The sequence below is a fragment of the Rhizobium phaseoli genome, assembly GCF_001664385.1.
In the GTDB taxonomy this organism is placed as follows: domain Bacteria; phylum Pseudomonadota; class Alphaproteobacteria; order Rhizobiales; family Rhizobiaceae; genus Rhizobium; species Rhizobium phaseoli.
Genome location: NZ_CP013533.1, coordinates 142,706 through 156,527, shown reverse-complemented (window position 1 = coordinate 156,527; position 13,822 = coordinate 142,706). Strand labels below are relative to the sequence as shown.

Sequence of the window (13,822 nt, the reverse complement as noted above, 5' to 3'; positions counted from 1 at the left end):
ATTATTTTGCCGACTCGATGACCTTGATCGCATCTGCCTGCGTGTACTCGACATTGGCGACGCCACCGGCCTGGGTATTGGCGAGGTTGGTTTCGAGGTTGTCCTGGTCAATCCGCAGGAAGGGCACGACGAGGTCCTTCTTGACCTGCTTGCCGTCGAGGATCTGCTGGGCCACCCAGAAGGCCAGCGTAGAGACGCCGGGCGCGATGGACACGGACATGGTCTCGTAGCCCTTGGCGTCCTTCTGCTCCTTCCACCACTTCAGCTCGTCTTCGCGGTTGCCCATGATGATGATCGGCATCTTGCGATCGGTCGCGGCAATCGCCTGCGCGGCGCCATAACCGTCACCGCCTTGAGTCACCACGCCGACGACATCGGGCAGGCTCGGCAGGATGCCGGCGACGGCCTTCTGCGCCACATCCTGGGCCCAGTCTCCGTGAACCGAGCCGACGACCTTGAACTGCGGGAACTGCTTGACGCCGTCGTGGATGCCGGCCGAGATCTCGTCATCGACGAAGACGCCGGCAAGGCCGCGGATCTCGAGCAGATTACCGCCTTGCGGGAGTTTCTTCGACAGGTACTCCACCTCGCTGCGGCCCATTTCCTTGAAATTGACGGCAATGCGCCAGGCGCAGGGTTCGGTGACGATGCCGTCGAAGGAAACGACGGTGATGCCGGCATCGCAGGCTTCCTTGACCGCGCCATTCAGCGCCGTCGGCGAGGCGGCGTTCAGCACGATTGCGTCATAGCCCTGCAGGATCATGTTCTGGATCTGCGCCGCCTGTTCCGTCGCCTGGTTTTCGGCGGTGGTGAACGGGTCGGCTGCGGCGACGACGCCTGATTTCACGGCTTCGCCCGTCACCTTGCCCCAGCTCGTCAGCATGGCCTGGCGCCACGAGTTGCCGGCATAGTTGTTGGAAAGGGCGATCTTCTTGCCCGAGGTATCGGCAAAGGCAGAAACGGGCATCGCGGCGCAAGCAATAGCGGCCGATGCCAGAAGCATCTTACGAATTGTCATGTCTTCCTCCCTCATGATCGCGCCGGTCGGCCGATCGCTTCACTCCCGTGGACCCAGGGTCCGAGCGAAAATTGTTCTTGCACTGAGCTTCCTCCTCTCAGTAAGGGCAGGATGGGGGAGATCGGCAGGCCTGTACAGGGGCAAGGCGGCAAGTCGTTTGCGGGTTTTGCGCAACAAGCTGCGGGTTTACGCAAGACGGCGGCGTTTCCGCGGCGCTTACTGGGAAAGGATCATGGCAGGTCGAGGAGCCTGTCATGACGGGGAGGAACTGACAATGCTGCAGCCAGCACCCGCAGCCCTGTTCGACCACTATCTCGGCATTTCCCGGCTGCTCGCCGGCCAGCTCGATTTCCGCTCGGCGATCCGTTCCGTCGCCGCCGAGGTCGCCCACATCATCCCGCACGACCATCTCGACGTCTGCGTGCTGCTTGAAGGCGGCAACTACCACACGGCCTATGAGACCGGCATCGAGACCGCCTGGGGCGAGATCGCCGGCGCGCCGGTGGTCAACAGCCCTATTCGTTCGCTGTTGTGGGGCGAGGTCGACTTTCTGCTTGCCGACGATGCCATGACGGATTCGCGTTTCCATTTCGAGGGCGCGTTCAAGCGGCCGATCGTCGAACAATCGCTGAGAAGCCGCCTGCATGTCCCGATGAAGGTGCAAGGCACGATCATCGCAGCGCTGTCCTGCTCGTCTCACAAAGCCGGCGTCTATACGATGGAGGATATCGAGCGCGCCCGCATTATCGCCGATCTGCTGACACCCTATTTCTTCGCGCTACAGGCGGCCGAACAGGCGCAACGCTCGGCGATCGTGGAGGCGGAGGCCCGCGCCCGTGAGGAGGGATTGCGACAAGGCGCCCTGAAGCTGACGGAGGCCCTGGAGCAGGAGCGTCAGCGGATCGGCATGGACCTCCACGACCAGACGCTTGCCGACCTGACACGGTTGGCGCGCCGGATCGATCGGCTGTCGCGCAACGGCGAGGTGGCGGCTGAGGCGCTGGAGCCCGTTTCGCGATCGCTGCAGCACTGCATGCAGGATCTGCGGCAGATCATCGAGCAGGCAAAACCATCCGTTCTCCAGCTCTTCGGCCTCGCCCAGGCAATCGAGCATCATCTCGACCGATCGACGCGCGATGCCGGATCGGCGATCGAATGGGGTCTGGTCGACGAAACGAATGGCGCGCTGGAGCAACTGGAACCGACCGTCAGCGTCGCCTTGTTCCGGATCGCCCAGGAGGCGATCAACAATGCCGTGCGCCATGCCGCGCCCCTGGCAATCATGGTGCGGCTCGATGCCGACAAGGAACAGCTGTCGATCGAAATTTCCGATGATGGGACGGGGCTCTCCAAGGTCCGGGGACGGATCGGTGGCGGCATCGACAATATGAAGACCCGCGCGCGGCTGATCTCGGCGCGTTTCACGACGGGACCTGGCCATAACAACCGCGGAACCGCGGTCCGCGTCGTGCTGCCGCTAGAACAGGATGATTTCAGGCCCGGTCGGCCTAAAATCTGAATCCTGTTCTAAATTAAAGAGTTAGAGCAATGTCGTCCGAAGCCGGTGGGCGAACCAAACTGAGGAGCAAGGCGAAATGAAGGTTCTGATCGTCGAGGACGACCCGTTACACCGGTCCTACCTGCACGAGGCCGTCAATGCAGCCCTGCCGGAATGCGACACCGTGATCGAAGCGGAGAATGGAACCGCCGGCGAAAAACTCGCTCGCGACCATAAGTCGGCGCATATCGTCATGGACCTGCAGATGGCCAACAGAAACGGCATAGAAGCGGCGCGTACGATCTGGAAGGAGCGGCCGGAGACACGCATCCTGTTCTGGTCGAATTATTCGGACGAGGCCTATGTGCGCGGCGTCTCGCGCATCGTGCCGGATGGCGCTGCCTATGGCTACGTGCTGAAATCCGCTTCCGACGAACGGCTGAAGCTTGCGCTGCGCTCGATCTTCATCGAGAGCCAGTGCGTCATCGATCGCGAGGTGCGGGGCCTGCAGCAGAAGAGCCTCGGCCAGACGAACGGCTTCACCGATTCCGAGTACGAGATCCTCGTCGATATCGCGCTCGGCCTCACCGACCGTGCGATCGCCAAACGCCGCGGCCTGTCGTTGCGCAGCGTCCAGAACCGGCTGCAGCAACTCTATGACAAGCTAGATGTCTATCAGACTGCCGGCGATGACCACGAGGACGGCCGCTTCAACCTGCGTGCCCGCGCCGTCACCATCGCGTTTTTGCGCAAACTGCTGAATTACAGCGCGCTGGAGCGGGCCGAGGCGGAGCTGCAGGAGTGGCTTGACGGAAAATAACCGGGGCCCGGGCCTGGTTCGAACCAGGCCCCCGTCTGGCAAGTTCAGCGGCCGTTTTCTTGGCGCCAGGCCTGGTATTTCTGCTGATGTTCTTCCTTGGTAGAGGGGTAGAGGCCGATGATCGTTTCGCCGGCCTTGACCTGCTCAAGGACGAAGTCCTCGTAGCTCTCCATATTCGTGCATTCATCCGCGAGTTCATCGGCCAGATGGGCCGGGATGACCATGACGCCGTCCCGGTCGCCGACCAGGACGTCGCCGGGAAACACGGCAACATCGCCGCAGGAAATCGGCACGTTGATGTCAAGCGCTTCGTGCAAGGTGAGATTGGTCGGCGCCGACGGCTTGGCGTAATAGGCCGGCATATCAAGCGCTCCGATCCCTTCGGCATCGCGAAAACCGCCGTCGGAGACGACGCCCGCCGCGCCGCGGAGCGCCAGCCGGGTGATCAGGATGGAGCCGGCCGTCGCAGCCCTTGCGTCCTTGCGCGCGTCCATCACCAGCACCTGCCCCGGAGGGCATGTCTCCATCGCGACTCGTTGCGGGTGATTTGGGTTCTGAAAGACGGTGATCGGATTGCGATCTTCACGGGCGGGGATATAGCGCAGCGTGAATGCCTGCCCGACCATCGTCTCGGCTTTGGGCGCCACCGGCACGACCCCCTGGATGAACTGGTTTCGAAGGCCGCGTTTGAAGAGGGCGGTGGCAATCGAGGCCGTCGAGATCTTCTTGAATTTCGCGCGAGTGGCATCGCTCAGTTGGTAGTCGGTCATTCCCATCTCTCCCTCAATAAATATCCGGCTCACCGGCGGCTCTGCCGAAGCTTGTTTCCAGGAAATCAAAGTCACAGCCCTGGTCGGCCTGCGTCACATGACGCGAAAACATCCAGCCGTAACCACGCTGGAAATGCGGCTCCGGCGCCTTCCATGCATCGCGGCGCCGGACGAGTTCGGCCTCGTCCACCAGCATGTCGAGCCGGCGGTTCGGCAGATCGAGGCGCACGATGTCACCGGTCCTCAGCAGCGCAAGCGGGCCGCCGATATAACTCTCGGGCGACACATGCAGAATGCAGGCGCCGTAGGAGGTGCCGGACATGCGGGCGTCGGAAATGCGCAGCATGTCGCGATGGCCTTGCTTGATCAAAGCCTTCGGGATCGGCAGCATGCCCCATTCCGGAAAACCGGGGCCGCCGAGCGGCCCGGCATTGCGCAGCACCAGGACGTGGTCGGGCGTGACGTCGAGATTTTCGTCGTCGATCGCCTTCTTCATCTCGGGATAGCTGTCGAAAACCAGCGCCGGCCCCTGATGCACGTGATATCTCGGATCGCAGGCCGCAGGCTTCATCACGGCGCCATTGGGGCAGAGATTGCCGCGCAGGACGGCGAGCGATCCCTCGTGATAGACCGGGTTGGAAAGCGGCCGGATGACATCGTCATTATAGACCTCTGCGCCCATGAGGTTTTCGCCCAGGGTCTTCCCGGTGACGGTCATGGCCGTCAGGTCCAGCCGGTCCTCGAGCTGTTTCATCAGCGCCCTGAGGCCGCCGGCGTAGAAGAAATCCTCCATCAGATAGTCTTTCCCCGAGGGACGGACATTGGCGATCAGCGGCGTCACCCGCCCCAGCAGGTCGAGATCGTCGAGTGTCAGGTTGATGCCGGCCCGCCGGGCCATCGCGATCAGGTGGACGACGGCGTTGGTGGAACAGCCGGTGGCCATGGCGACGATCGCAGCATTGCGGCATGCCGCTTCCGTGACGATCCGGTCGGGCGTCAGATCCTCCCAGACCATCTCGACGGCGCGCCGGCCGCAGGCAGCCGACATGCGCTGGTGGTTGGCATCGACGGCAGGAATGGACGAGGCACCCGGCAGCGTCAGCCCCATCGCATCGGCAATCGCCGTCATGGTGCTGGCAGTGCCCATCGTCATGCAGGTGCCGGCCGAACGGGCGATGCCGCCCTGAACGCCGAGCCACTCGGCATCGGTGATGTTGCCGGCGCGGCGCTCGTCCCAATATTTCCAGGCATCCGAACCGGAGCCGAGGATTTTGCCCGCATAGTTGCCGCGCAGCATCGGCCCGGCGGGCAGATAGATCATCGGCACGCCGGCCGACAGCGCCCCCATGACGAGACCCGGTGTGGTCTTGTCGCAGCCGCCCATCAGCACGACGCCGTCGAGCGGATGCGACCGGATCGTCTCCTCCGTCTCCATCGCCAGCATGTTGCGGTAGAGCATGGAAGTGGGCTTCGTGAAGCTTTCGTCGACCGACAGCGACGGCATTTCAACGGGGAAGCCGCCGGCCTGCGAGACGCCGCGCTTCACGTCCTGCACGCGCTCCTTGAAGTGGGAGTGGCAGGTATTGAGCTCCGACCAGGTGTTGAGGATGCCGATGATCGGCTTGTCGCGAAAATCCTCCTCGGCATAGCCGAGCTGCATCATGCGCGAGCGGTGGCCGAAGCTGCGCAGGTCATCAGGCGCGAACCAGCGCGCGCTTCGCAGCCTGTCCGGGGTTTTTCTGTGTGTCATAAGGATACCTTCTCGGGATGGGAAAATCGCATTCGCGGCTATTCCTTCATTCCCCATTTCTGGATGGTGTGACGCTCGATCGTCTGGAAGACCAAGTTCTCGACGATCAGGCCGATGATGATCACGGTCAAGAGGCCGGCGAACACTGCCGGAATATCGAGCAGGTTGCGGTTCTCGAAGATGAACCAGCCAAGGCCTCCCTGGCCCGAGGAGACGCCGAAGACGAGCTCGGCGGCAATCAGCGTGCGCCATGCGAAGGCCCAGCCGATCTTCAGGCCGGTGAGAATGGAAGGGAAGGCGGCCGGCACGAGGATCCGCAGCACATAGGAAATCCCCGTCAAGCCGTAATTGGCGCCGACCATGCGCAAGGTGCGCGAAACGCCGAGGAAACCGGAATGGGTATTCAGCGCCACCGCCCACAGGACCGAATGCACGAGCACGAAGACGAGGCTGGAGGCGCCGAGGCCGAACCAGATCAGCGCCAGAGGCAGAAGCGATATCGCCGGCAGCGGGTTGAACATCGCCGTCATCGTTTCGAGAAAATCCGTGCCCATGCGCGTGTTGATGGCGAGCACCGTCAACAACGCGGCAAGCACCGTGCCGAGCGCATATCCCATGAACAGGATCTGCAGCGTCGTCCAGATGCGGGCCGGCAGCGTGCCATCGGCGAAACGGTCGATCAGGGTGATGATCGTGTCGCTGAGCGTCGGAAACAGAAGGGGATTGTCGAGATAGGAGGCGTAGACCTGCCAGACGATTGCCAGCGTGAGGATCAGCAATGTCTTGCGCAATGCGCCGATGCCCCAGAGCGTTTCGAATGCACTGAGCTTCTGTTCGACCGGTTTGACGTTGTCGTAGGGTTTGGCGGCCTCGACATCGGGCGCGAGAATGATGTTTGCGGACAACATGGTTCTATTCCTTGTGGCCTGGTTCCGAGGAGAACAGCAGGTTATGGATGTCACGCTCGAGCGCCGCGGCGCTGCCGTCCTCATGGCTGACCTTGTCGACATCCACCACTTCCGCCTTGACCCTGCCCGGATGCGGCGACAGGAGCAGGATCCGGTTCGAGATCTTGATCGCTTCGGCAATCGAATGGGTGACGAAGATGACCGTGAACCGGGTGTCTTGCCAAAGCTGGAGCAGCTCGTCCTGCATCTGCCGGCGGGTGAGGGCGTCGAGCGCGGCGAAAGGCTCGTCCATCAGCAGAATGTCCGGCTGCATCGCCATGCCGCGGGCAATGGCGACGCGCTGCTTCATGCCGCCGGACAGCGTGTGGGGATAACTGTCGACGGCGCGGGTCAGCTTCACCTTGTCGATATATTCGCGCGCCAATGCTTCGGCTTCCCCCTTCGGCAGCTTGCGGGCGACCAGCAGCGGGAACATGACGTTCTCAAGCACGGATTTCCAGGGCATCAGCTGGTCGAACTCCTGGAAGACCATCATGCGGTCGGGCCCCGGACACTTCACCTGACGCCCGTTGATATGGATCGAGCCTGCCGACGGCGTCATGTAGCCGCCGACGGCTTTCAGAAGCGTTGACTTGCCGCAGCCGGACGGACCGAGCAGCACGAATCTGTCGGATTGGCGGACGGAGAAACTGACGCCCTCGGTGGCGGTGACCAGCAGGTTGGGGGTCTTGTAGCGCAGCGTCACATTGTCGACCTTGAGGAGGGGCTCTCTCTCGGTCGCCGGCGCGGTCTCGTTGCCCATGCGGGCAATGGCCTGAAGCATTGGAATTACTCCTTGAAGAGGGGGAGCGGCGGCTCTGAAGCGCCACTCCCGGTGCCGTCAGTTGCCGTTGAGATAGGCGGAGTCGGGCAAGTAATAGTCGGTCCAGGCCTTCGGCATGGTCTTGAGCGTACCGATCTTGTGCAGGTGCTCGGCAAATTTCATCGTACCCTGCGGGTCGGTGCGCCATTCATCCATGCCCGGCTCCTTCAGCATGGCGACCAGATCATCGAGGCTGGTCTTGTCGCCCGACACCGTCTTGTAGGCTTCAAGGGCGGCCTTGGGGTCTTTCTTGATGAAGGCGACCGCTTCTTCCGTCGCTTCGCGCAGCGCCTTGACGATCTTCGGGTTGGCATCGGCGAATGCCGTGGTGGTGAAGAAGGTCGCCTGCGTCAGCGCACCTCCCAGGATCTCCTTGGAATCGGTCACCCTGTGCACGCCCTGCTGCTTCAGCTCGATATATTGGAAGGGCGGCGCCGAGAAATGGTTCTTCACCTCGTGGTTCGGGTTGGCGATCGCAGCAACCGCATCCGGATGTCCGAGCTGAACGGTGTTGGAATCGAATGTCTTGACCTTGTCCTCGCCGAACATCTTCGCCGCCGCCATCTGCAGCAGGATCGCCTGGGTCGACACTCCGACGGTCGGCACGGCGATCTTGTCGGACGGCGTAATGTCCTTGAGCGACTTGATGCGCGGATCATTGCTGACCATGATCACCGGCTGCGCGGAGCTGGTGATGATCCCCTTCACCTTTCCCCTGGTGCGGTCCCAGAGCAGAAGCAGGTTGCCGGTGCCGGTATTGACGACGTCGACGTTGCCGGCAAGCAAGGCATCCGTCTGAGCGCCGCCGCCGCTGAAGGTCCGCCATTCGACAGTCACATCAGTCACACCCTCGGCAGCCGCGTGCTTTTCGATCAGCTTCTGCGTCTCCATGACATGGCTGGCGAGATAGAGGATGCCCGGCTGGCGGGTAATCGAAATGGCGGTCTTTTCCTGCGCCTGGCTGGCCGAGGCAAGGCCAAGCGTCACGGCTGCGGCCACAAGACAATGTTTCAGAATTTGCATCTGGTCCTCCCAAAGGATGCGGGCATCAGCCCTCTGCCGCCTTTCCCGAGGCGGATTTCCTCATTGAAGCACTATTGCATCAGTGCATCAACCCAAAAAATGTGGTTTAGTCGATTTGCACGACGCGGAAACAGGGCAGGGGACATGAGCGGAATGGTTCGGGAAAGCCAGTTGGATCGGTCACGACAGGTGGCGCTGCAGATCCACGAGATATTGCGGGCAAGAATATTGACGGTGGAACTTGCGCCGGGGACGGTCTTGTCGCGCGCCTCGCTGCAGCTTGAATTCGGGGTGAGCCAGACGCCTGTGCGCGATGCCTTGATGCGGCTTCAGGAAGAAGGACTTGTCGAAGTCTATCCGCAATATGCGACGGTTGTCGCCAAGATCGACACCGACCATGCGCGGCAGGCGCAGTTTCTGCGACTATCGATCGAGCTTGAGGCGGTGCGGCGGCTGACCGAGGAGTCGCCGGGCGAGACGGCGGCGGAGCTGCGCGAGATTCTGGCACGGCAGCAGGTGGTTCGGTCTCCAGAAACCTATGACATTTTCGACGAGATTGACCGCGATTTTCACCGGAAGCTCTACGAGAGGGCGGGCATATTGCAGCTTTGGGCCAATGTCAGGCGCCAGAGCGTGCATCTCGACCGGTTGCGGCGCCTCAACCTCCCGATGCCGGGCAAGATGCAGACGGTTCTCGCCGACCATGAATCCATCGTCGACGCCATCGCGTCGGGCAAGCCCGAAGCGGCGACAACGGCGCTCCGAAAACATCTGTCGGGCACGCTGTCGATCATCGATGAGATCCGAGCCCAATATCCAAATTATATTCGCGGCTGAAGGTCGAACGACGCCAGCTTGGCCATCGCAAGCTTTCAAGCGGTGCTACTCATGCCCACACGGAATTATAGCTCCAGGCTTGGCAGCTTTCGAGTTGGACACCGTCAGCAGGGGTAAATTCAAGCGAAGTCAGTTCCGTGATCTTGTAGGTGCGGCGTGTGCCGCAGATCGCGCCGTCATTTGCGAACACTTCGACGACTCCTCTGTCGAAGAACAGCGTCAGCCCTTCGAGGGTAAGCGGCGCCGAGCGGTATTTGATCTCGCCAGTGTCCTCCGCTACCCCCAGCTCGAGCCGGCCATCGACATGGACCAGCTTGAAACTCTCGCCGTCCGCACCCCGACCGATAACCTGAATTCCATCTAAGTCGCCGGCCAACGACAATTCCGTCGACCGACTGGGCTCACAAACAAACCGGGAAGGGGAATCCTGCAAAAGTGGACGTGCCCGCAGGCTTTGGTAACCCTCCTCCGGCATCATCGTGAGGCGCGATTGGGCATCGAGGCCGAGGACCCGCGGCAGGGAAAACTCACCACTATACGGTGAACCGGCGGGCTTGCGGAACTCCCAATTGAACAGCCAGGCGAAGGCAATCTGACGCTCCTTTGCCCGGAAACTCTGCATCGCATAAAAATCCGTGCCGAAATCCAATTCCTGTAGCTCTTCAGAAAGGGGCGTAAAGCGATCGTCTTGAAAGCTGCCCACTTGCGCGTAGAGGAGATTATGACGGCCAGTGCCCGGCTCAGTGTAACCAACGAAGCCCATCACAATCACAAACCGGCCGTCGAGTTCGAAGAAGTCCGGGCATTCGACGCAACGGGCGCCCTGCTGACGAAAATGTTCGGGTGCTCGATAGAGGACGGACAGAAATTTCCAGTCCGCTCCATCGTCTGAGCCGTAGAGCAGCACGGTCGGGTCGCCGTCGATCGCAGCTCCAAGCACCATTCGGTAGACTCGGCGCTCCGCATCGTACCACACCTTGGGATCGCGGAAATCATGAGCGCTCCCGGGCGGGCCATCGACGAGCACCAAACGATTGGCGTCGGGCCGAAGCAGATCGACGGATGGGACGACCTGTTTTTGCACTTCCTTGTAGTCTTTGAAGAGGTCATAGGCCGGTAGGCGCTCGGTGTAGTAGAAGTTCAGATTGTCATCTGGACCGACGAAAGCGCTGCCCGAAAACGCACCGCCCGTGGCTCCCAGAGACCAAAGATTCTGTTCCGGATGCAGGAACACGGGGAGATGGGTCCAGCGATAGAGATCGTCGCTCACGGCATGACCCCAGTGCATCGGCCCCCATTCGGACTCGACTGGATGGAATTGGTAGAAAAGATGATAGCGGCCATCGATGAAACATAGTCCGTTGGGATCGTTCATCCACGCCCGAAATGGTGAAAACCGCAACTGCGGTCGGTTGGGATCGCTCTCGTACCAATCCGGCCAGGCGGCCTTTGGCAGTTGCATGACGACACCATCGCAAACCTGCAAGAAAGTCACGCCTTTCTCGGCCACCTGAGAAGGATCGAAACTGTAGAACAGCGGTATTTCGACCGCGCTATCGTCCCATTCCAGCGTCAGCGGGCCGTCCGCATGATGCGTATATGAATAGAACTGGAAATAGGGCGGCAGCGCCGCAATCCTGTAAACCACACAATCGCCGACACGCAGCACAAAGATCTCGTCAGTCTTTTCGGCAGCAGATTCGGGCTTTCGCCGAGCCCAGATCTCGAACCGCGATCCACGCCGAGCTTCCAATTCTACCCTGTTCTTCATTCGCTCCTCCTGCTTGCAGACGGCGCCCGATACCGGCGCTTGACAAAATGTCGACGTCGATATTTACTGTCGACGTCGACATTTGGCAAGCCTGCAATTGGGAGCGTCGCATTGCCTGGCCGGTCGAGGAGGAGAACATGGCTGATCTACACCTTGAGAGCGTTTCAAAATCCTATGGCGCGGTCACAGTGATCCGCGGCATCGATCTCGAAATCCCGTTCGGCGAGTTCGTTGTTTTTGTCGGACCATCCGGCTGCGGGAAGTCCACCCTGCTACGCATGATCGCCGGGCTCGAACCGATCTCTGGCGGCGAGATCCGGGTCGGCGGAACTGTGGCAAACCTTCTTGAGCCCGCCGAGCGCGGTGTAGCGATGGTTTTCCAGTCCTATGCCCTCTATCCGCATATGACCGCCTATAAGAATATGGCCTTTGGTCTGAAGATCGCCGGACTCGACAGACGCGAGATCGATGAGCGCGTTAGCCGCGCCGCCAAGATGCTCCAGATCGAGGAATTGCTGCACCGGATCCCGAAGGATATGTCGGGCGGCCAGCGCCAGCGCGTCGCGATCGGCCGCTCGATCGTCCGCGAGCCGCGCCTCTTTCTCTTTGATGAACCGCTGTCCAACCTTGATGCGGCTTTGCGCGTTCAAACCCGCATCGAGATCGCCAAGCTCCACAAGATCGTCGATGCGACGATGATCTACGTGACCCATGACCAGGTTGAGGCGATGACGCTCGCCGACCGGATCGTCGTGCTCAACCAGGGCAAGATCGAGCAGGTCGGCACGCCTCTCGAACTATACCGCACGCCGGCAAACCTGTTCGTCGCGGGTTTCATCGGCAGCCCAAAGATGAATTTCTTCCCGGTGGCCATCCAGCGCGACGGTGAGCAATTGGTGGCGCGCGGCATGCTCGGCTCAGTCACACCGGCACCAGCTGGCACTTCCGGGCCTGCAACATTGGGCGTGCGGCCGGAAGGTCTGGTCTTGTGCCAACCGGAACAGGGGTTTCTTCGGGCACGCCTCCAATTCGAGGAGCATCTCGGCGAGCATCGGCTGATCTACGCGCGGACAAGCGAAGGCATCGATCTGATCGCCAAGGAGGCCGATGGGCCGGCCCTCGCCGAGGGTGCCCTGCTTCACTTTCGATTTGCGCCGGAGAGCGCTCATTTCTTCGGGCCGGACGGACATCGGCTCGGCCATTCAAACAAGGGAACTCATTGATGACGACCAGCAATCCAGGACATTCGATGCTTGCCGATCTTGCGCGCGTCAAGGACGCAAGGACAGGCCGCCTTTCCAGTTGGGATCAAGACGGAAAGAACCAGGACTATTGGCTCATTCCCGCCAATTCGACCGTCCGTCTCGCCGAAATCGAGGGGCCAGGCTGCATCACGCATATTTGGATGACGCAATTCTGCCGCCGCGTGCTCGGCGCGGGTCTTATTGATCCGACCGCAGGCAATTACGTGGCGCCCGTCTTTGAAATCCATAACGCACTCGGCCTCAACTGGGAGGTCGCCGACCCGCACTACTATCGCAAGGTGCTGTTGAAGATTTATTGGGATGGCCAGGAAACCCCGTCAGTGCTTGTGCCGCTCGGCGACTTCTTCTGCACCGGCCATTCCATGCCAGGCAACTTTTCCTCACTGCCGATCTCGGTGTCGTGCAAGCCGGAAGAACGCTACCGTTTCGGCGGGAGTGCCGCATTCAACAGTTATTTCCAGATGCCTTTCGGCGAGCGTGCGATCGTCGAGATCGAGAACCAGAACGATGTCCCTTACGGGCAATACTTCTACATCGATTTCGAGCGTTACGAAGCTCCGCTTGCTGATGACATAGCCTATTTTCACGCTTCCTGGCGACGCGAGAATCCCTGCGGCGGCTGGGGTCCGAACCTCCAGACCAACAGCCCCGAAACCAACATTCCCAACCTCGATGGCAAGGAAAACTATGTCATTCTCGAGACGGAAGGGCGTGGCCAATATGTAGGTTGCAATCTCTCAGTCGCGCATTTTCAGGGTTCCTGGTGGGGTGAGGGCGACGAAATGATCTTCGTCGATGAGGACAGCTGGCCGCCGTCGATCCATGGCACCGGCACCGAGGATTATTTTAACCACGCCTGGGGAATGCAGAACAACGCCTTCCTGATGAATGGCTCGGTCATCCACGAAAGCATCGTACCCGGCTATCAGGTCTCGTACCGCTTCCACCTCACCGATCCTGTCCGGTTCAAAAACCGCCTTCGTGTGACGATCGAGCATGGCCACGCCAATCATCTGAGCGACGATTGGGCGTCCACCGCCTATTGGTATCAGACCCTTCCCTCTCCCAAGCTCACCATCCTGCCAGTCGAACAGAGGCTGCCGACACCCCCGGGCGACCGCGTGCCCGAACGGGTCTCGCGCGAGCGTCTCACCGCCGAGCAAGCCGCGCAGATAGACGCCGCCGATCAGCGGTTCAGAGCCTATAGCGAACTGCGTGATGTCGAGATTGAAAAGAAGCTGGAGACGACACGCCGGCGCTCAGCCGCGAATGTTTCGACACGTTGAGGAACAGGCCGTCA

Annotated in this window: 12 protein-coding genes; 5 read left to right on the top strand and 7 right to left on the bottom strand. The window is 61.0% G+C overall.

Features of this window, described 5'->3' with window-relative positions:
• Position 1: 1 nt before the first annotated feature.
• Positions 2-1,018 (bottom strand): ABC transporter substrate-binding protein, encoded by a 1,017-nt coding sequence (locus AMC88_RS22420; RefSeq protein WP_037146519.1) that lies wholly within the window; start codon positions 1,016-1,018, stop codon positions 2-4.
• A gap of 274 nt (positions 1,019-1,292) precedes the next feature.
• On the opposite strand from AMC88_RS22420, the gene AMC88_RS22415 reads away from it, so the two are divergent.
• Together AMC88_RS22415 and AMC88_RS22410 are read left to right on the top strand one after the other, a co-directional pair.
• On the top strand, positions 1,293-2,537 hold the full coding sequence (locus AMC88_RS22415) for a GAF domain-containing sensor histidine kinase (protein WP_064825977.1): 1,245 nt from the start codon (positions 1,293-1,295) through the stop codon (positions 2,535-2,537).
• A gap of 76 nt (positions 2,538-2,613) precedes the next feature.
• Complete coding sequence (locus AMC88_RS22410; RefSeq protein ID WP_064825976.1) at positions 2,614-3,336, top strand: response regulator transcription factor; 723 nt, start codon at positions 2,614-2,616, stop codon at positions 3,334-3,336.
• A gap of 44 nt (positions 3,337-3,380) precedes the next feature.
• Here the strand turns inward: AMC88_RS22410 and AMC88_RS22405 are convergent, their stop codons facing one another.
• From AMC88_RS22405 to AMC88_RS22385, 5 genes are read right to left on the bottom strand one after another with little or no spacing between them, the layout of a single operon-like run.
• Complete coding sequence (locus tag AMC88_RS22405) at positions 3,381-4,106, bottom strand: ribonuclease activity regulator RraA (protein WP_064825975.1); 726 nt, start codon at positions 4,104-4,106, stop codon at positions 3,381-3,383.
• A gap of 13 nt (positions 4,107-4,119) precedes the next feature.
• Positions 4,120-5,856 carry an L-arabinonate dehydratase gene (gene araD / locus AMC88_RS22400; protein ID WP_064825974.1) on the bottom strand — a complete coding sequence of 579 codons (1,737 nt, stop codon included), beginning with the start codon at positions 5,854-5,856 and terminating at the stop codon, positions 4,120-4,122.
• Positions 5,857-5,894: 38 nt separating this feature from the next.
• Complete coding sequence (locus AMC88_RS22395; protein ID WP_064825973.1) at positions 5,895-6,764, bottom strand: ABC transporter permease; 870 nt, start codon at positions 6,762-6,764, stop codon at positions 5,895-5,897.
• Between the two features lie 4 nt (positions 6,765-6,768).
• Entirely contained in the window at positions 6,769-7,587 is an 819-nt protein-coding gene (locus AMC88_RS22390) for an ABC transporter ATP-binding protein (protein WP_064825972.1), read from the bottom strand.
• A gap of 57 nt (positions 7,588-7,644) precedes the next feature.
• Positions 7,645-8,649, bottom strand: coding sequence for an ABC transporter substrate-binding protein (locus tag AMC88_RS22385; protein WP_064825971.1), 1,005 nt, complete (start codon positions 8,647-8,649; stop codon positions 7,645-7,647).
• Positions 8,650-8,793: 144 nt separating this feature from the next.
• Here AMC88_RS22385 and AMC88_RS22380 point away from each other — a divergent pair, with 144 nt between their 5' ends.
• Positions 8,794-9,486, top strand: a complete 693-nt coding sequence (locus AMC88_RS22380; RefSeq protein WP_064825970.1) for a GntR family transcriptional regulator — start codon at positions 8,794-8,796, stop codon at positions 9,484-9,486.
• Positions 9,487-9,535: 49 nt separating this feature from the next.
• Here the strand turns inward: AMC88_RS22380 and AMC88_RS22375 are convergent, their stop codons facing one another.
• On the bottom strand, positions 9,536-11,257 hold the full coding sequence (locus AMC88_RS22375) for a GH32 C-terminal domain-containing protein (protein WP_064825969.1): 1,722 nt from the start codon (positions 11,255-11,257) through the stop codon (positions 9,536-9,538).
• 137 nt (positions 11,258-11,394) lie between these two features.
• Between AMC88_RS22375 and AMC88_RS22370 the strand changes: the two genes are divergently transcribed.
• Both AMC88_RS22370 and AMC88_RS22365 read left to right on the top strand, forming a co-directional pair.
• Positions 11,395-12,480 (top strand): ABC transporter ATP-binding protein, encoded by a 1,086-nt coding sequence (locus AMC88_RS22370; RefSeq protein WP_064826094.1) that lies wholly within the window; start codon positions 11,395-11,397, stop codon positions 12,478-12,480.
• Positions 12,480-13,808 (top strand): glycoside hydrolase family 172 protein, encoded by a 1,329-nt coding sequence (locus tag AMC88_RS22365; RefSeq protein ID WP_064825968.1) that lies wholly within the window; start codon positions 12,480-12,482, stop codon positions 13,806-13,808. The genes AMC88_RS22370 and AMC88_RS22365 overlap by 1 nt, the downstream gene beginning before the upstream one ends.
• Positions 13,809-13,822 lie beyond the last annotated feature (14 nt).

Excerpts from the sequence above, each read along its gene's own strand:
- araD (WP_064825974.1), bottom strand. The coding sequence starts at position 5,856 with ATGACACACAGAAAAACCCCGGACAGGCTGCGAAGCGCGCGCTGGTTC.
- AMC88_RS22385 (WP_064825971.1), bottom strand. The coding sequence starts at position 8,649 with ATGCAAATTCTGAAACATTGTCTTGTGGCCGCAGCCGTGACGCTTGGC.
- AMC88_RS22415 (WP_064825977.1), top strand. The coding sequence starts at position 1,293 with ATGCTGCAGCCAGCACCCGCAGCCCTGTTCGACCACTATCTCGGCATT.
- AMC88_RS22395 (WP_064825973.1), bottom strand. The coding sequence starts at position 6,764 with ATGTTGTCCGCAAACATCATTCTCGCGCCCGATGTCGAGGCCGCCAAA.
- AMC88_RS22380 (WP_064825970.1), top strand. The coding sequence starts at position 8,794 with ATGAGCGGAATGGTTCGGGAAAGCCAGTTGGATCGGTCACGACAGGTG.
- AMC88_RS22370 (WP_064826094.1), top strand. The coding sequence starts at position 11,395 with ATGGCTGATCTACACCTTGAGAGCGTTTCAAAATCCTATGGCGCGGTC.
- AMC88_RS22405 (WP_064825975.1), bottom strand. The coding sequence starts at position 4,106 with ATGACCGACTACCAACTGAGCGATGCCACTCGCGCGAAATTCAAGAAG.
- AMC88_RS22420 (WP_037146519.1), bottom strand. The coding sequence starts at position 1,018 with ATGACAATTCGTAAGATGCTTCTGGCATCGGCCGCTATTGCTTGCGCC.
- AMC88_RS22390 (WP_064825972.1), bottom strand. The coding sequence starts at position 7,587 with ATGCTTCAGGCCATTGCCCGCATGGGCAACGAGACCGCGCCGGCGACC.
- AMC88_RS22375 (WP_064825969.1), bottom strand. The coding sequence starts at position 11,257 with ATGAAGAACAGGGTAGAATTGGAAGCTCGGCGTGGATCGCGGTTCGAG.
- AMC88_RS22365 (WP_064825968.1), top strand. The coding sequence starts at position 12,480 with ATGACGACCAGCAATCCAGGACATTCGATGCTTGCCGATCTTGCGCGC.
- AMC88_RS22410 (WP_064825976.1), top strand. The coding sequence starts at position 2,614 with ATGAAGGTTCTGATCGTCGAGGACGACCCGTTACACCGGTCCTACCTG.